Consider the following 17067-nt stretch of genomic DNA (forward strand, 5'->3'; position numbering starts at 1 on the left):
TATGACTGGAGGGTGTCGATAATTGTAACCCGACGGCTTGGGTTAATACTCAGATGAATGATTGATATGTTAAATAGTTTTGAAATTCTGGTTTTAAATTCGAATTTAATATATACCTTATGGAATAAAGCTGAGCAGATCTATGCCTGTTATATGTAAGTGTGTAATGTCAGGCTAGGCAGAGATCACACTTTATGTTCCAATAGCCATACTTCTGAATGTCCCGATGAGTACCTATTAATGGATGACAAGCTGCTACTTGAAGCTATCAATCAAACCATGCCGTTTGGCAAATATGCTGGACGTAAGCTACTGCAGTTACCTGAACCTTATTTAGTCTGGTTTCACAGCAAAGGATTTCCTGAGGGTAAGCTAGGTCAGCAGCTGGCTTTAATGTATGAGATTAAACTTAATGGGCTAGAGGGAATGTTAGCTCCGCTATTAGTTCCCAAACAGTAAAGCTGATGGTGGGGAATGAGAGCTTGCTCTAAAACTTTAGTATTGCTAGGCAATTTCTCTGTATTGGCTAAAGATTTATCACCTAAGCCATGCTTTAATGCAAAGGTGATCTTAAATTAGATAAGGAAATATGATGATAGCTAAATTAGTACGTTTGGTTGCAGTCGCTACCCTGGCTTTGGGGATTTCAAGCGCATGGGCGGCGGGTATCGTACATGAAGGTAAAGTGGTCGATACCATGAATGCCGGTGGTTACACCTATGTACAGATTAAACAAGCCGATAAAACCTTTTGGGCTGCAGGCCCTCAGGTCGAATTAACCAAAGGTGATGTCGTTGTAGTGCAAGAGCAGATGTGGATGAATGATTTCACTAGCAAAACACTGAATCGCACTTTTGATGAATTACTATTTGTTGGCCGTATCGATAAAAAATAACCCGTCTGCTTACGATTCTTTAATAGCACCGATATGTCATTATCGGTGCTATTTTTTTGCCTCGATTTAATGCAAACTAGCGTCACTTTAAGCCTACCTTAACTATCAACTATCCATGTACAGTGTGATCCCTTATCAGGCTGGATATGCCTTGCAAGTCAGCCGACTTTACCACAGTGCGGTGCAACAGATTGCAGAGTGCCATTACAGCGCGGCGCAAAAACAGGCTTGGTCAGCGGCACCGAGATCGGCCTACCATTGGCACAAGCGACTGACGCGGACAGCCGCCTGGTTAATGGTTGATACTGAGCAGTATGTGGGTGAACACTGGCTATGCGTTGGGTTTATTAATGTTGAAACCCATTTTCATAGCCGTGGTTATATCGACAGCTTATATGTGCTGCCTGAATATCAAGGGAAGGGACTTGCAAAGACGCTGTATCAAACCGTTGAGCAATGGGCGTTGCAAATTGGCGTTAACCGTTTGAGTGTCGATGCATCTAGACTGTCACACGGCCTATTTATCTCCCAAGGCTTTAACTTGCATCACAAGCGTTATCAAGAGAAGTGTGGCCAAGTATTCCAAGCCTTTTATCTGTCGAAAACGCTGTCGTGATCTCGTATTAAGCTAAGGCTTAAGGCCGTAAATGGCTGGTGTATTCCACTTGCGGCGTTAATAATCCGTTCAACCCTTGCTCGCGCTCCATAAAGCGGATAAACGCGCTAGGCAGGGTTAACTCCTCCAAAGGGTGTTGCCACTGTGCTTCAAGCAGAGGGTGGTAGCCCTCTTTACCCGAGGCGGTGTAGGTCGATGATACCCCATAGTAATAGCCATCGAGGCTTACTGGATACCACAGCTTCTGCTCATGATGGATCCTTAACACCTCAAGAGTGAGGATCCGCTCGCCAATGGGGCGGCGACCATCATAGCAATAGCGCAAGCCGTATGTGTAAGGGAAACTACCGGCCCCAGTACCAGAAATACTGTTATTGGTTGCCGAGTTAATCGCCGACTCTATGGTCTGATACAAAAACCTCCCCTGAATTCGGTATTGCACTAGCGGCAAGGCGAAGGGCAATAAACGACCCAATACGTCGGCCATGGTTACTGGCCCTTTATTTAGCGATTGACGCACGCCGCCTGCGTTGTGCAGCGCAAAATCGAGTTCAGTGTGCAGACGTTTGGTTTCATGATAAATACTTTTACATACCCAAGGGGCGATCTCACTGCCGTGGGGAAGCGCTTTACTGGGTAAGCGAGTATGGACTAAATTTCTGGGGATAAAGCCGAGCACTTGATGTTCGAGCTCGGTGATCGCTGGGCGGTATTGTTGCTGAATCACCTTGTGGATCTCATCGTTTTGCTCATCCCACAATACGTGAGGATGGGTATCGAGTTGTTGCCACAGCTGCTGATAAACTTCTGGACTGACTTGCTCTTCTGATTCGATGATCAAGTGTTTATCGAGCATAAAATAGTTACTGCCATCAAGGGCGATAACTTCACCTTGGGCATTAAATTCGATATCACACAGCCCTAGCGTTTCGGCGTATTTACCGGCATGCAAAATAGGCGTGCTATTGACGCGCTCGCCATAGGGGAGGGCGTTAATGCCTAGCTTGGCAAAGTCACCTTGCAGGGTATGCGAGTGCCCACCCACAATAAGGCTGATGCCATCAACTGACGCCGCCAGCTGTTTGTCCATATCCCAACCCAAATGGCTTAGCACAATAATGTGCTTTATCCCTTGGCGGTGTAATGCATTAACCGTGTTACGTGTAGTGTCGATGGCGTTGGCAAACAGCGTGTCGTCATCGGGGCGCGCGATCAGTTTCATTTGATCTAGGGTGATGCCCATGATCGCCATTTGCGTATCACCGAGGGGTTTGAGTATTGTTTTGGCGATACTTTCTTGATGGATATAGTCAAATAGGCGTGGATGATTTCTCAGCGGCGCCTCTTTATTGGCCTCTTCTTGGCTCAGATCCATGTTGCCCGCTAATAGCGGGAAGTCGATAGCGTCGAGAAAGTCTTTTACTGGGCCGTTGCCCGCATCAATTTCATGATTACCCAGTACCATAGCATCAGGGCTCAGCCGTCTTAATAGGTCGGCATTGGCCACACCTTTAAATTGATTAAAATAAAGGGTGCCCTGAAAGCTGTCGCCGCCATGGAGAAATAAGAAGGATTGCTGCGAGACTTGTGCCTGCTTACGCGCGCGTTCAACGTGATAGCCAATGCGCGCATAACCGCCACTGTGACTATACACCTCGTACTGTTGTTGCTGTTCGGTGAGGATAAATTGCACCCGTGAAGGGTCAAAATGTGAATGGGTATCGTTAATGTGCGCAAGCTTTAGGGTATATCTTATTGTCATGTAGGCCTCTTGTTTCAGAGAGGGATTATAACGCACCAGACTAAAATGAAAAAGGGAAGCCGAAGCTTCCCTTTATAATGCTGTGCAGGGTTAAAGCAGAGTGTGGACTCTGCTCTAATGCCTATAACGCTTATTTGATAAGGAGATCTTGTTGTTTATCGTCACCAATATGGTCGTTGCTGCCATCCTCATCGAAGGCGCCTTCATCTGAAATGCGAATACCTTTATGGGTCATTCGACGTTTCCATAATTTACGCGCCAGTTGCTGCATGTCGGTGACAGGATCGTTGCTGTCAACGATTTCAAGCCCCAGCAGCGATTCGATAATGTCTTCTAAGGTCACCAAACCTTGGTTGCTGCCGTATTCATCGACGACCATGGCAATTTTGGTGCTGCGCTTAATCATCAATTCAAATAACGGCAATATTTTTGCTGTTTCAGGTACGATAAGCAAGTTACGCTTAAGCGCCGAAATCGGGGCTTCGGGCGTATTGCGCTCAGACAGCAATATCGCGTTACGGTTGATGTAACCTATGATGTTATCGCGATCATCTTCGAAAATAGGGATGCGAGTGAACGGACTTTTTTGATGTCTTTTAGCAAAGTCTTGTTGGGTCATATTGCCGTCCAAGCTGAACATCACCGTTCTGGGCGTCATGATCGCAGTAACAGGCATCTCTTTAACCGATAACATCTGGGTTAAAATTTTGGATTCTTGCTCATCGAGCTCACCTGATTCATGACCAATTTTGGCCATAGCACTTAACTCTTGGCGGATGTAAGAGCCGTCATCACCTTTACCCATTAACTGAGTCACTTGTTGCGACATCCAGATTAAAGGTTTGGTAATACGTTCCATCCAGACTAAGGCCAGCGATACGCTAGGGGCTAGTCTGCGCCAATAGTTTGCGCCTAATGTTTTCGGAATAATTTCTGAAAAGAACAGAATTAAGAAAGTCAGTACACCAGAAAATATACCTAACATTTCATCGCCAAAGACTTTTGCCGCTTGTGCGCCAGCCACCGCTGCACCGACAGTATGTGCTATGGTGTTAAGCGTTAGAATCGACACCAGTGGCGACTCAACGTTAGCCTTTTGCTGACTTAAACGATCAGCTGCTGCAGGGTTAGTCTCTTTCAAATTAGCAATGTAGCTAGGTGTGACAGATAATAGTACTGCTTCAAATACGCTACAGAGAAACGAGACTCCAATAGCGACCAAGATAATCACAATAAGGGTTATCATAGTGGGGTTAAAATAACTCCGAGTAACAAGCCAATATTAGCTCAGCGGCAATAATATCATAGTCTATTTCGTTGCTGGCTAAAATTTGCTGGTGTCTGTATAATTCGCCGCCCTGTGGCAGGTATTTGGTGTTGAGGTTAGTCAAAATGAGTGAGAAAAAGATCAATTTATTGGATCTTGACCGTAAAGGGTTAAGAGCATTGTTTTCCGAGATGGGTGAAAAGCCGTTTCGTGCCGATCAATTGATGAAGTGGATTTATCATTTTGGCGTGAGTGATTTCGAAGAGATGACCAACATCAACAAGGTACTGCGTGGCAAGCTTGCCGAGCGCTGTGAAATTGTTGCTCCTGAGATCTCTAACTACCAAAAATCTGCTGACGGCACCATCAAGTTTGCCATCAACGTAGGTAACGGCCAAGAAGTGGAAACGGTTTATATTCCTGAAGAAGACCGTGCCACCTTGTGTGTATCATCGCAAGTGGGTTGTGCGCTAGAGTGCACCTTCTGCTCAACGGCGCAGCAAGGGTTTAATCGTAACTTGACTGTGTCAGAAATTGTCGGCCAAGTCTGGCGTGTATGTCATTTTCTAGGTTTTCAGAAAGAGACCGGCGAGCGTCCGATTTCAAACGTAGTGATGATGGGAATGGGAGAGCCACTGCTTAACCTGAAAAACGTCATGCCAGCTATCGATATCATGCTTGATGATTTTGGCTTTAGTTTATCTAAGCGCCGCGTCACGGTATCTACCTCTGGTGTGGTACCCGCATTAGATATTCTTGGCGATAACTTAGATGTGGCGCTGGCGGTCAGTATTCATGCGCCTAACGATGAACTACGTGATGTGCTTGTTCCCGTTAATAAAAAGTATCCTTTGGAAGACTTTTTAGCGGCTATTCGCCGTTACTTAGCCAAGTCAAACGCCAACCGTGGCCGAGTGACGGTTGAGTACGTGATGCTTGATCACATTAATGACAGCACAGAGCAAGCCCATGAATTGGCTCAATTGATGAAGGACACACCGTGTAAAATCAATTTGATCCCATTTAATCCGTATCCAGGTTCGCCTTATGGTCGCTCGTCAAATTCACGTATCGACAGATTCTCTAAGGTGTTGATGGAATATGGCTTGACTGTTATTGTGCGTAAGACTCGCGGCGATGATATTGATGCGGCTTGTGGGCAGTTAGCCGGTGATATTCGAGACAGAACTAAACGTTTAGCGAAAAAACGCATGCAAGATAGTCAGATTTCAGTCACAATAAACTAACTTATTGTATCTGCTAATAGTATAGGCTTGCGAATCATGCTCAAAAAGCCAAAAATGGTGTTGTTGATTAGCCTGACATCCTTAATGATGTCAGGTTGTGTAACCGAACGAACCTACAGCGGCACCGATGTGCCCGTTACTGAGCGCGCCTTTGATAATGTCTCCGCTGCGCGTCAGCGAGTTCAGCTGGGGTTGACCTATCTACAAAAGGGCAACAGCGAGCAAGCCAAGTATAACCTTGATAAGGCATTAGAATTCGCTCCCAATCTCGAAGATGTCCACGTGGCGCTCGCCTACTACTATCAGGCCGTTGGTGAAATTGAACTGACCGAAAAAGCCTATCGTCAGGCGATTAATGCTAGCGATGCTACGGGAGACTCGATGAATAATTTCGGCGTCTTCTTATGTCAGCAGAAAAAGTATGACCAAGCTGAACAAATGTTCCTTAAAGCGGTCAAAATGCCCAAATATACCCGTTCTGCAGCCAGCTATGAAAATTTAGGGATCTGCAGCCGTGAGTCGGGTGATTTAAAAAAAGCACAACGTTACTTTGGTATGGCGCTTAATTACGATCCTCGCCGTGCAACTTCATTATTAGAACTGAGTGAAATAGATTTTGAGCTCGGTCACTATCAAGCGGCCAAAGATGGGCTAGCTCGTTATCATCGAGTTGTACCTGAGTCCGCTCAAAGTTTAGCGTTGGGAATTAAAATAGAGCAAGGCCTCAACAATACGGAAGCGGTGAAGAAGTTTGGTATTTTATTACTGGCTAAATTTCCCAGCTCCGATGAGGCTAAGCAGTATCGAGAAAGTATGTACTAATGACAGATGATAAAATCGATATGCTCAATGGCGATGACGATAATACTACTCATCCGGCCCCAAAACTTGGCGAGCTGCTCAAGCAGGCGCGAGAAAAGCAGGGCTTAACTGTGGCACAAGTAGCAGACTTATTGCACTTACGGCCGACCATTGTCAGTGATATTGAAGCCGACAATTTTGATAATATCGCTTCAGTAACCTACGCCAAGGGTTACATAAAAAACTATGCCCGTATCGTTGGTTTAAACAAGCAGGAACTTGACGAGGCATTGGCGCATCATTTTCCGGTGATCAATGCGCCTACTATGCAGAGTTTTTCACGAAAAACTACCCGTCAAGCCAGAGATGGTCGTCTGATGATGGTCACTTACTTTATTATTTTTGCCTTATTGGCGTTACTCGTGCTCTGGTGGGTACAAAAGTCAGATATAGCCGCGGTTGATCTGTCGCAGTTAACTGCAGAAGAGGTCGCTGATATATCCCTTGATGCATCGGTGAGCCCCGCAGGAACGCTGTTCGATGCAGGTCAACAATTGATTAAAGCTGACGAAATAGCAGAAGATGTGGTGACCGCTGAAGAGCACAGCGCTCCAAGTTCCAGTGGTGCTCAATCTATGGCATCTGAGACTAATGATTCTGGAACTGCGGTAACAGAGACTGAACGTGAGCCTGCCAGTGAGACCACTATCGATAACGCCGCTCCAATTGTCCAAACCCCAGATAGCAGCTCAAACAGCCAAGGTGCTTCAACTGCGTCGGCGGTGGCGATGAACTTAAGCGATGATTGCTGGATTAAGGTCACCGATTCACAAGGCAAAATCTTAGTTAACGGCTTAAAGAAGGCTGGCAGTCAGTTGAATGTCTTTGGGCAGGAGCCGTTTAAGGTTATATTAGGGGCGCCGCAATCGCTTACTTTGAGTATCAATGGCAAAAACATCGATTTGGCCAAATTCCCTAAGGGTCGAGTAGCGAGATTGACATTAACTAGCTCAGCCAATCTTTGACGTAGAAGAGTAAAATAAGATGTACAACGAGTCTCCAATCATTAGACGCCCATCGACACGTATTTATGTGGGTGATGTTCCTATCGGTGATGGCGCACCTATTGCTGTGCAATCGATGACCAATACTCGCACTACCGATGTTGACGCTACCGTGGCTCAAATTCGAGCCTTAGAAAAAGTCGGTGCCGATCTGGTACGTGTTTCTGTGCCCACCATGGATGCTGCCGAAGCCTTCAAGCTGATTAAACAGCAGACCAATATCCCGCTTATCGCCGACATTCATTTTGATTATCGTATCGCCCTTAAAGTGGCCGAATACGGTGTTGACTGCTTGCGTATCAACCCTGGCAATATAGGTAACGAAGAGCGTATTCGCAGTGTGGTTGAATGTGCTAGAGACAAAAATATTCCTATTCGCATTGGTGTTAATGGCGGTTCATTAGAGAAAGATCTAATGGACAAGTACAAAGAGCCGACACCAGAGGCGCTGCTTGAGTCTGCCATGCGGCATGTGGATATTCTTGATCGCCTTAACTTCGATCAGTTTAAAGTCAGCGTTAAGGCGTCCGATGTGTTTTTAGCCGTCGAGTCCTACCGTTTACTGGCTAAGCAGATTAAGCAACCACTGCATCTTGGTATCACCGAAGCTGGTGGCGCCCGCGCAGGCTCGGTAAAATCTGCCGTTGGTTTAGGCATGTTACTGGCTGAAGGCATAGGTGATACCCTGCGTATTTCGCTAGCAGCCGATCCTATTGAGGAGATTAAAGTTGGCTTTGATATTTTAAAGTCGCTGCGTATTCGCTCTCGTGGGATTAACTTTATCGCCTGCCCATCCTGTTCTCGCCAAGAGTTCGATGTGATTGCTACCGTTAACGCTCTCGAGCAACGCCTCGAAGATGTGGTTACCCCAATGGATGTGTCAATTATTGGATGCGTGGTCAATGGACCCGGTGAGGCGCTAGTATCAGATATCGGTCTGACAGGTGGCCATCGTAAGAGTGGCTATTATGCCGATGGTGTGCGTCAAAAAGAGCGTTTCGATAATGAACATATTGTCGATCAGCTCGAAGCGAAAATACGCGCTAAAGTGGCGGCAGTTAATGCCCGCATTCCGGCGAGCGATATCAGCAAGTAACCCCATTTTTTGGTGTCACAGTCGCGGTAATGTCCGCCACTGTGGCATAGCTCACTGGCGCTAGTCGCCAGTTTTGCGTTTATGCATGATGCGCCTATAATGCGAGGCGTTTTTTTATTTTTACAGCTAATTTCGGACGAGTTGAACAGTGGCCAAACAGATCCAAGCGATACGCGGAATGAACGACATTCTGCCAACCCAAAGCCCTTTATGGCAAAAACTAGAAGCAGTGTTACGCGATACCGTGGCTGCCTATGGATATAGCGAAATTCGAACGCCAATTGTTGAAAGTACCGATCTTTTCAAACGTTCTATCGGCGAAGTGACTGATATTGTTGAAAAAGAGATGTATACCTTTGCCGATCGCAATGGTGACTATTTAACGTTGCGGCCAGAAGGCACTGCGTCAACTGTACGCGCGGGTAACGAGCATGGTTTGCTGTATAACCAAGAGCAACGTTTATGGTACATGGGGCCCATGTTTCGTCATGAACGTCCGCAAAAAGGACGTTACCGCCAGTTCAACCAGTTTGGTGTCGAAGTTTACGGCATAGGCTCTGCCGATGTTGACGCCGAAGTGTTAATGATGTCGGCGCGTCTATGGCAAAAACTGGGCATTAGCCAGCATGTAAAGCTTGAGCTTAACACCCTTGGCGATCCGGCTGAACGTGCGGTATATCGCGATGCACTTATTGCCTTTCTTGAGCAATACAAAGAGCAACTGGATGAAGATAGCCAGCGCCGTATGTACACCAATCCACTGCGGGTACTGGACACTAAAAACCCTGAGGTACAAGCCTTACTGGTTAACGCGCCAGAATTGATGGATTACCTAGGTGAAGAGACCAAAGCGCATTTTTCACATTTATGTGAACTACTTGACGCTGTTGGTATCCAATACACGATTAACCCTCGCTTAGTCCGTGGTTTAGATTATTATAATCGCACGGTATTTGAGTGGGTTACAGACAGTCTCGGCGCCCAAGGTACCGTACTTGCTGGTGGTCGTTATGATGGTCTTGTTGGCCAGTTAGGTGGCAAAGACACGCCTGCTGTTGGGTTTGCAATGGGGCTTGAGCGTATCATCTTGATGCTAGAAACCCTTGAGCTAACTGACGATGTACGTGGTCCAGTTGATGTGTATGTCACGGCGATGGGTGATAATTGCCGCGTTGAAGCCATTAAGATTGCCCAACAACTACGCGATATCCCAGGGCTTAAAGTGATGAGCCATTGTGGTGGCGGTAACTTTAAAAAACAGATGAAGCGCGCCGATAAAAGCGGAGCGACAGTGGCTATCTTGATTGGCGAGAATGAACTGGCGAATGAACAAGTGGCCGTCAAATATCTGCGTGAAGATAAAGAACAACAATTAGTTGCACGTGATGCGTTAGCAACTTACATTGCAGAACTCATTTAAGGGGAAGTTGAACGTGGAAATTTATAGCACAGAAGAACAACAAGTCGATGCTATCAAACAGTTTTGGAAAGATTATGGTAGCTCTATTGTTATCGGTGCCGTTGTCGGTCTAGGTGGCCTATATGGTTGGAACTACTATTCAGATTATCAAGTGGCGCAGTCACAAGCCGCCTCTGAAGCGTTTCAAACCGTTACCGCATCGGCTACCTCAGATACTAGTATGTTAGCCGCAGCAGAAAGTTTTGCAAAGGCGCATGAAGGACAAACAGGCTACCAAGCCTTGCTAGATCTTATTGTGGCTAAGGCTGCGGTTGAAGCGGGCGATTTAGATAAAGCCGAGCAGTCGCTAAAGCAAGTCGTTGCGACTCAAGCTGACGAAGGCTTAGTGGCAGTTGCCACTATGCGCCTTGCCCGTGTGCAGGCTGAACAAGGTCAATTTGCCACGGCTATCGCGACACTAGAGCAAGTGTCAGCGCCTGCGTTTGCGGTACAACGTGACGAGCTAAAAGGTGACTTTTTAGTGCGTCAGGGCGAAGCCGATAAGGCTAAGAGTGCCTATCAGTCAGCCATCGATAATGGCGGCACCACTACTAGCCCAGCGCTTCAGATGAAGCTTGATAACCTGAACAAGGCATAAGGATGCTGCCCATGAAGTCTTGGTGCAAAACGTTACTCGCTTGCGGTTTGAGCATTAGCATGCTGACCGCTTGCTCTTCAAATGATGTCGAAGAGGAACCCGTTAGTCCACTGCCAGAAATCGAGGCTAGCGTATTTCCAGAAGTAAGCTGGAGTACCAATATCGGTAGTGGTGTGGGCGATTACTATTCAGATCTTCGTCCAGCGGTTCGTTACGGTAAGTTGTATGCAGTTGATCGTTATGGGCAAATTTCAGCCTTTGATGAAGCTACTGGTGAAACCGTATGGACTGTCGATATCAGCGCCTCATTTCGAGATCGCCCATTAGCGAAAAATGATGGTGCCCGTTTAGCCGCTGGCGTTACTGCTGCCAGAAACAAAGTTTTTGTTGGCGGTGAAAGCGGTTTCTTTGCTGCCCTTGACGCCGAAACTGGTGAGATTGTTTGGGATGTGGTTGCAGGTGGCGAGTTATTATCAGCCCCCACAGTTGGTGAAGATGTGGTGGTTGTTAACACCAGTTCAGGCACCCTCGAGGCATACAATGTCGATGATGGTAAGCTGTTATGGGTGTACAAAAGCAAACTGCCCACATTAACACTGCGTGGCACCGGCTCGGCCACCTATGAGGCCGGTGGTTTCTTTGTGGGAACCGCCGATGGCAAGATTGCCGTGGTCATTAAAAACAATGGTCAAGCCGCATGGGAACAAGCCATTTATACCCCAAAAGGGGGTAATGAATTTACCCGCATGGCTGACGTTGACATGAAACCACTGATCAGTGGTGAAAACCTGTATGCCGTCAGCTTTAACGGTAATTTAGTCTCGATGGAACTACGCAGTGGTCGTATCGTATGGAGCCGTAAATACTCCAGTTTTAATGAGCTAGACTCCGCAGGGTTAAATCTTTATTTGGTCGATGATCATAGCCGTATTTACGCAGTCGATAAACGCAATGGGTTGGAAAACTGGAGTAACAGTGAGCTGACCAATCGTGATTTGACCTCGCCAGCGGTATACCAAGATTATATCGTCGTGGGTGATTATGAAGGTTACTTACACTTTATCGATCGCACCAGTGGTAAAATAGTCGGCCGTGTTGAAGTGGATAGTTCAGGTTTATTTAGCCAGCCGCTAGTAATAGATGATAAAATCTATCTACAGACGCGTAATGGCAAGGTTGCTAGAATAACGCTTCCATAAGGCGAGCTTTACAGTTTATGAAGCCCCTGGACGTTAGTTCTGGGGGTTTTTTATTTTAGATGTTTAAAAATGTGTAGATTAGAGGCAAGAAAATGATTCCAGTTGTGGCCCTTGTTGGCCGACCAAACGTAGGTAAGTCGACCCTGTTCAATCGTCTTACGCGCACCAGAGATGCCTTGGTAGCAGACTACCCTGGACTGACTCGGGATCGTAAGTACGGCCGTGCTCACCTGTCTGGTTACGAGTTTATCGTGGTCGACACTGGTGGTATCGACGGCACCGAAGAGGGTATTGAAACCCGCATGGCAGAGCAGTCATTAGCGGCGATTGAAGAAGCCGATGTGGTACTGTTTCTAACCGATGCACGCGCTGGTTTAACCGCCGCCGATCAGGTGATTGCAGAGCATTTACGTCGCCGCCAAAAAACCACTTTTGTGGTGGCCAATAAAGTCGATGGTATAGATGCCGACTCAGCCTGTGCTGAGTTTTGGGCGCTTGGCTTAGGCGAAGTTTACCAAATGGCTGCCTCACAGGGGCGCGGCGTCACCAACATGATTGAGTACGCACTTGCTCCCTATGCAGAAGCGATGGGACTAACCCGCGACACGGATGAAGAAGCGCCTGAAGATGAGCGTGAATACACCGAAGAAGAAGCGGAAGCCGAGCAAAAACGCCTGCAGGATTTACCCATTAAGCTAGCGATTATCGGTAAACCTAACGTCGGTAAGTCAACGCTAACCAACCGTATTTTGGGCGAAGAGCGCGTTGTGGTTTATGACGAGCCAGGCACCACGCGCGACAGTATCTATATTCCGTTAGAGCGCGACGGTCAAGAATATGTGATCATCGACACCGCAGGTGTGCGTCGTCGCAGTAAGGTGCATGAAACCGTCGAGAAGTTCTCGGTTATTAAAACCTTGAAAGCGGTTGAAGATGCCAACGTGGTATTACTGATTGTGGACGCCCGCGAAGGTATTGCCGAGCAAGACTTAGGGCTATTGGGTTTTGCGTTAAACGCAGGGCGAGCGCTGGTTATCGCGGTAAACAAATGGGATGGTATCGACCAGGAAGTAAAAGATAGGGTTAAAAGCGAGCTTGACCGTCGCCTTGGCTTTATCGATTTTGCTCGTATTCACTTTATCTCGGCGCTGCATGGTACAGGTGTTGGTCATCTATTTGAATCGGTACAAGAAGCTTATGAGAGTGCAACGCGCCGCGTCAGTACCTCAATGTTGACTCGTATCATGCAGATGGCGCAAGACGATCACCAGCCACCACTGGTTAACGGTCGCCGCGTTAAGCTTAAATATGCGCACGCTGGTGGTTACAACCCACCTATTGTGGTTATTCACGGTAACCAGGTGAAGAAGTTACCAGACTCATACAAACGCTTTATGATGAACTACTTCCGTCGTTCGCTTAAAGTGATGGGCACGCCAATTCAGGTGCGTTTCCAAGAGGGCGGTAACCCGTTTGAAGGTATGAACAGTAAGAAACTCACTGTTAGCCAAGAGCGTCGCCGTAAGCGTATGATGACGCATATTAAAGACAGTAAGAAGTAGTCTCATCACTTAGATTAACTTCACTTAAGGCCAGCGATTATCGCTGGCCTTTTTGTCGGTTGTTTTAACGTTAACCCTCATTAAAAGCAATGATTTGTAGCCCTCCAGCTGCTCGGATACTCTGTTAGTTTTTAGTCATAAGGTTTGCTAAAGCCGCTAGAGTCGATTGCAGATATTGATAATAAACGCATGGGGTGAGTCGTCATCAATTGTGCTGTTTGATGTGAGGTAGCAATTAACGATATAAAGTGAACGATACGAATTCTGCTTGGTTGTTTGCCATCTCTAATTGATTGGCGAAAAGCTGTGTTTGACCACACCGAAAAAATATAACAAATATAGGTAGGCTAGGCGCAGCTTAGTTCAACTAATTGTTCAAGCAAGAAATTCAGTGTCAGGTCTTTCTTTTTGCCACTGGCAAAGTGCAAGACCTGCTACCATCAATTTTCTTCACTATGGGATGTTTTTCTTAAGAAAATAACCCTGAAGACAAATAGCGATCCCCTCTATCACAAACAATGGCAACGACAACAGACCCTGGATTATTTTTCGCTATCTCAATAGCAGCAAAAACGGCCCCTCCAGAGCTCACTCCTGCACTAATCCCTTCTTTTTGAGCCAATGCACGGGCGGTATTTTCCGCCGATTTTTGGTCAATATCCATGACGTGATCAATAGTTGAATCATCATAAATACCCGGTAGGTATTCTTTAGGCCAGCGGCGAATGCCCGGAATGGCACTACCCTCTGATGGTTGTAGCCCAACAATACAAATGTCTGGATTTTGAGATTTAAGATAACGAGATACACCAACTATGGTCCCCGTTGTTCCCATGCTTGATACAAAATGGGTGATCTTGCCTAGACTTTGTTGCCAGATTTCAGGGCCGGTAGAGTGAAAATGTGCATCAGGATTATCTGAGTTATTAAATTGATCCAGTACAATGCCTTTACCTTCGCGTTGCATTTGCAATGCTAAGTCACGCGCACCTTCCATTCCTTGTTCTTTAGTGACGAGAATGAGTTCTGCACCGTAGGCTTGCATTGAATCTTTACGTTCTTGGGTGGCGTTATCCGGCATGATCAAAATCATCTTATAGCCTTTGATCGCTGCCGCCATTGCCAATGCAATCCCCGTGTTGCCACTGGTGGCTTCAATAAGCGTATCACTTGGTTTAATCGTGCCTCTAATTTCAGCCTGAATAATCATATTAAGCGCTGGGCGATCTTTAACTGAACCAGCAGGGTTATTCCCTTCAAGCTTAACGAGTACTGTACTTTGGCTACCTGCAGCAAGTCGTTGCAGTCTGACTAAAGGCGTTTGACCGACGTAAGATTCAATGGTTCGAAATTCAGACACTTGCATCCCTCTGCACTGGTATATATTCAGTCATTATTATGTGTTTCGCAGCGACAGTAACACAAGGCTAATTGACAATAAGTATATAATGTATTGTTTGTTGTTATTCTAAATAGTTCTATTTATAACCTTTGATATAATCAAATGATACACATACTCTTGTGACAAAGCATGTCATCTAGGCAAGTGAATTAGGAGTATGAATATAATGAAACGATTGAAGTCAGCGTTTGCAGCCTTGTTAATTGCAGGTTCATTTAATGCATCAGCAGCTACAGAGCAAACTATTCTGAACTCTTCTTACGATATTGCTCGTGAACTGTTCGCAACCTATAACCCGATTTTTGCGAAGCATTGGCAAGAGAAGACAGGTAATAAAATTGAGATTAAACAATCTCACGGTGGCTCTTCTGCTCAAGCTCGTTCAATTCTACAAGGGTTGTCTGCAGATGTAGTCACGTTTAATCAAATTACCGACGTACAGGTATTGCACGATAAAGGCAAACTGATCCCCGCTGACTGGCAAAGCAAATTACCCAATGCGAGCTCTCCTTATTACTCAACCACTGCATTTTTGGTTCGTAAAGGTAACCCTAACAATATTCAGGATTGGGGTGATTTAGCGCGTGAAGGCGTGGCTTCAGTATTCCCTAACCCGAAAACATCAGGTAATGCTCGCTACACATATTTAGCTGCCCTTGGTTACGCACAGAAAACGTTCGGTAAGGACAATGAAGCCAAACAAGATGAGTTCCTAAAGCAGATGCTGGCTAATGTAGCCGTGTTTGATACCGGCGGCCGTGGTGCGACGACGTCATTTGTTGAACGTAAGATTGGCGATGTTCTCATCACATTTGAATCTGAAGTGAACAATATTCGTAAACAGTATGGCGAAGATAACTACGAAGTGGTTGTGCCGAAAACGTCTATCCTAGCAGAGTTTCCTGTCGCTGTTGTTGAGCGTAACGCAAAACGTAACGGTACGACAGAAGTGGCAACAGAGTACCTTTCTTACCTATACAGCGCAGAAGCTCAACGTATGTTGGCGGGCTTTAACTACCGTATCCATGATGAAAAAGTAAAAGCTGAGTTTGCAGACCGCTTCCCGGAAGTAGAGCTACTCACCGTTGAAGAAATTGTTGGCGGCTGGGATAACGCAATGAAAACGCAATTTGCCAATGGCGCTAAGCTAGACCAATTGCAACGTCGTTAATTTCATTATCTAAGATATTGTTACCCCTCGCTTTGGGGGTAACAACCCACTTTTGACTAGTAATTTGAGGGTTTATGAGCGGATCTCACGCAGTTTCTCGCCCAAAACATCAACGTGTACTTCCTGGTTTTGCCATCAGTTTGGGGGTTTCTCTGCTGTTCATCAGCTTGATCCTCCTACTGCCGGCAACGGGGCTTGTGATGCAAACCAAGGGAATGTCACTTAGCGAGTATTGGTACGTCATTTCTGACCCTCGCCTTGTCGCAAGTTATAAAGTCACCGTTGGCTCGGCATTTGCGGCTTCTTTGTTTAATGGTGTTTTCGGATTATTACTTGCTTGGATTCTGGTTCGATACCAATTTCCCGGTAAGCGTATTTTAGATGCCTTGGTTGATTTGCCATTTGCGCTACCAACGGCGGTTGCGGGTATTACGCTAGCAACGCTTTATTCGAGCACTGGTTGGCTTGGAAGCCTGTTAGAAAATATCGGTATTAAAGTGGCTTACACGCCATTAGGCATTATCGTTGCCATGGCATTTACTAGCATTCCCTTCGTGGTTCGCACCGTACAACCTGTATTAGAAGAAATCTCTCAAGAGGAAGAAGAAGCTGGGATGACGTTAGGCGCATCTGACTGGGCGGTATTCTGGCGAGTCATTATGCCTTCATTACGCCCGGCGTTATTGGTTGGTGTCGCCCTGTCATTTACCCGAAGCTTAGGCGAATTTGGCGCTGTTATTTTTATTGCCGGGAACATGCCTTATGTGAGTGAAATAACCTCATTAATGATATTTGTTCGCTTGCAGGAGTTTGATTTCCCAGCGGCAAGTGCGATTGCTTCAGTGGTTCTTTTAACCTCACTGTCTTTGCTTCTGATCATTAACTTATGGCAAGGCGCTTATTTACGCCGAATTCACGGTAAGTAAGG

Annotated in this window: 16 protein-coding genes; 13 read left to right on the forward strand and 3 right to left on the reverse strand. The window is 46.2% G+C overall.

Annotation, left to right across the window (positions count from 1 at the left end; genetic code table 11):
- Positions 1–240: 240 nt before the first annotated feature.
- The 3 genes from AC0VXX_RS05220 to AC0VXX_RS05230 all read left to right on the forward strand — a co-directional run bounded on the left by AC0VXX_RS05220 (position 241) and on the right by AC0VXX_RS05230 (position 1511).
- Positions 241–459: a DUF3820 family protein gene (locus AC0VXX_RS05220; protein WP_475516218.1), complete on the forward strand. Its 219-nt coding sequence runs from the start codon at positions 241–243 to the stop codon at positions 457–459.
- Between the two features lie 133 nt (positions 460–592).
- The gene (locus AC0VXX_RS05225; protein ID WP_475516942.1) at positions 593–895 is read left to right on the forward strand and encodes an NrfJ; all 303 of its coding nucleotides are present in this window, start codon (positions 593–595) and stop codon (positions 893–895) included.
- Positions 896–1010: 115 nt separating this feature from the next.
- A complete protein-coding gene (locus tag AC0VXX_RS05230; RefSeq protein ID WP_475516219.1) occupies positions 1011–1511 on the forward strand; it encodes a GNAT family N-acetyltransferase in 501 nt (166 codons plus the stop codon).
- A gap of 19 nt (positions 1512–1530) precedes the next feature.
- Here AC0VXX_RS05230 and AC0VXX_RS05235 read toward each other — a convergent pair whose 3' ends face one another.
- Together AC0VXX_RS05235 and AC0VXX_RS05240 are read right to left on the reverse strand one after the other, a co-directional pair.
- Positions 1531–3273 carry a bifunctional metallophosphatase/5'-nucleotidase gene (locus AC0VXX_RS05235; RefSeq protein WP_475516220.1) on the reverse strand — a complete coding sequence of 581 codons (1743 nt, stop codon included), beginning with the start codon at positions 3271–3273 and terminating at the stop codon, positions 1531–1533.
- A gap of 130 nt (positions 3274–3403) precedes the next feature.
- Positions 3404–4519, reverse strand: a complete 1116-nt coding sequence (locus tag AC0VXX_RS05240; RefSeq protein ID WP_475516221.1) for a CNNM domain-containing protein — start codon at positions 4517–4519, stop codon at positions 3404–3406.
- 146 nt (positions 4520–4665) lie between these two features.
- Here AC0VXX_RS05240 and rlmN point away from each other — a divergent pair, with 146 nt between their 5' ends.
- The 8 genes from rlmN to der all read left to right on the forward strand — a co-directional run bounded on the left by rlmN (position 4666) and on the right by der (position 13566).
- Entirely contained in the window at positions 4666–5787 is a 1122-nt protein-coding gene (gene rlmN / locus AC0VXX_RS05245) for a dual-specificity RNA methyltransferase RlmN (RefSeq protein ID WP_475516222.1), read from the forward strand.
- 36 nt (positions 5788–5823) lie between these two features.
- Complete coding sequence (pilW, locus tag AC0VXX_RS05250) at positions 5824–6609, forward strand: type IV pilus biogenesis/stability protein PilW (protein ID WP_475516223.1); 786 nt, start codon at positions 5824–5826, stop codon at positions 6607–6609.
- Entirely contained in the window at positions 6609–7613 is a 1005-nt protein-coding gene (gene rodZ, locus AC0VXX_RS05255; protein WP_475516224.1) for a cytoskeleton protein RodZ, read from the forward strand. Before pilW ends, rodZ begins: the two co-directional genes overlap by 1 nt.
- Before the next feature lie 19 nt (positions 7614–7632).
- Entirely contained in the window at positions 7633–8748 is a 1116-nt protein-coding gene (gene ispG / locus AC0VXX_RS05260) for a flavodoxin-dependent (E)-4-hydroxy-3-methylbut-2-enyl-diphosphate synthase (RefSeq protein ID WP_475516225.1), read from the forward strand.
- Between the two features lie 148 nt (positions 8749–8896).
- Entirely contained in the window at positions 8897–10168 is a 1272-nt protein-coding gene (hisS, locus tag AC0VXX_RS05265) for a histidine--tRNA ligase (protein WP_475516226.1), read from the forward strand.
- A 13-nt stretch (positions 10169–10181) separates the two neighbouring features.
- Positions 10182–10805 carry a YfgM family protein gene (locus AC0VXX_RS05270; RefSeq protein ID WP_475516227.1) on the forward strand — a complete coding sequence of 208 codons (624 nt, stop codon included), beginning with the start codon at positions 10182–10184 and terminating at the stop codon, positions 10803–10805.
- Between the two features lie 11 nt (positions 10806–10816).
- On the forward strand, positions 10817–12004 hold the full coding sequence (bamB, locus tag AC0VXX_RS05275; protein WP_475516228.1) for an outer membrane protein assembly factor BamB: 1188 nt from the start codon (positions 10817–10819) through the stop codon (positions 12002–12004).
- A gap of 92 nt (positions 12005–12096) precedes the next feature.
- Positions 12097–13566, forward strand: a complete 1470-nt coding sequence (gene der / locus AC0VXX_RS05280; protein ID WP_110456433.1) for a ribosome biogenesis GTPase Der — start codon at positions 12097–12099, stop codon at positions 13564–13566.
- Between the two features lie 469 nt (positions 13567–14035).
- Here der and cysM read toward each other — a convergent pair whose 3' ends face one another.
- Complete coding sequence (gene cysM / locus AC0VXX_RS05285) at positions 14036–14926, reverse strand: cysteine synthase CysM (protein ID WP_475516229.1); 891 nt, start codon at positions 14924–14926, stop codon at positions 14036–14038.
- Between the two features lie 208 nt (positions 14927–15134).
- Between cysM and cysP the strand changes: the two genes are divergently transcribed.
- Together cysP and cysT are read left to right on the forward strand one after the other, a co-directional pair.
- On the forward strand, positions 15135–16139 hold the full coding sequence (gene cysP / locus AC0VXX_RS05290; RefSeq protein WP_475516230.1) for a thiosulfate ABC transporter substrate-binding protein CysP: 1005 nt from the start codon (positions 15135–15137) through the stop codon (positions 16137–16139).
- A gap of 74 nt (positions 16140–16213) precedes the next feature.
- Positions 16214–17065 carry a sulfate/thiosulfate ABC transporter permease CysT gene (gene cysT / locus AC0VXX_RS05295; RefSeq protein ID WP_475516231.1) on the forward strand — a complete coding sequence of 284 codons (852 nt, stop codon included), beginning with the start codon at positions 16214–16216 and terminating at the stop codon, positions 17063–17065.
- Positions 17066–17067: the final 2 nt, after the last annotated feature.

Source organism: Shewanella sp. QJM3NY_23, assembly GCF_056173105.1.

Coding starts and splice junctions, on each gene's coding strand:
- AC0VXX_RS05220 (WP_475516218.1), top strand. CDS start 241: ATGGATGACAAGCTGCTACTTGAAGCTATCAATCAAACCATGCCGTTT.
- AC0VXX_RS05225 (WP_475516942.1), top strand. CDS start 593: ATGATAGCTAAATTAGTACGTTTGGTTGCAGTCGCTACCCTGGCTTTG.
- AC0VXX_RS05230 (WP_475516219.1), top strand. CDS start 1,011: ATGTACAGTGTGATCCCTTATCAGGCTGGATATGCCTTGCAAGTCAGC.
- AC0VXX_RS05235 (WP_475516220.1), bottom strand. CDS start 3,273: ATGACAATAAGATATACCCTAAAGCTTGCGCACATTAACGATACCCAT.
- AC0VXX_RS05240 (WP_475516221.1), bottom strand. CDS start 4,519: ATGATAACCCTTATTGTGATTATCTTGGTCGCTATTGGAGTCTCGTTT.
- rlmN (WP_475516222.1), top strand. CDS start 4,666: ATGAGTGAGAAAAAGATCAATTTATTGGATCTTGACCGTAAAGGGTTA.
- pilW (WP_475516223.1), top strand. CDS start 5,824: ATGCTCAAAAAGCCAAAAATGGTGTTGTTGATTAGCCTGACATCCTTA.
- rodZ (WP_475516224.1), top strand. CDS start 6,609: ATGACAGATGATAAAATCGATATGCTCAATGGCGATGACGATAATACT.
- ispG (WP_475516225.1), top strand. CDS start 7,633: ATGTACAACGAGTCTCCAATCATTAGACGCCCATCGACACGTATTTAT.
- bamB (WP_475516228.1), top strand. CDS start 10,817: ATGAAGTCTTGGTGCAAAACGTTACTCGCTTGCGGTTTGAGCATTAGC.
- der (WP_110456433.1), top strand. CDS start 12,097: ATGATTCCAGTTGTGGCCCTTGTTGGCCGACCAAACGTAGGTAAGTCG.
- cysP (WP_475516230.1), top strand. CDS start 15,135: ATGAAACGATTGAAGTCAGCGTTTGCAGCCTTGTTAATTGCAGGTTCA.
- cysT (WP_475516231.1), top strand. CDS start 16,214: ATGAGCGGATCTCACGCAGTTTCTCGCCCAAAACATCAACGTGTACTT.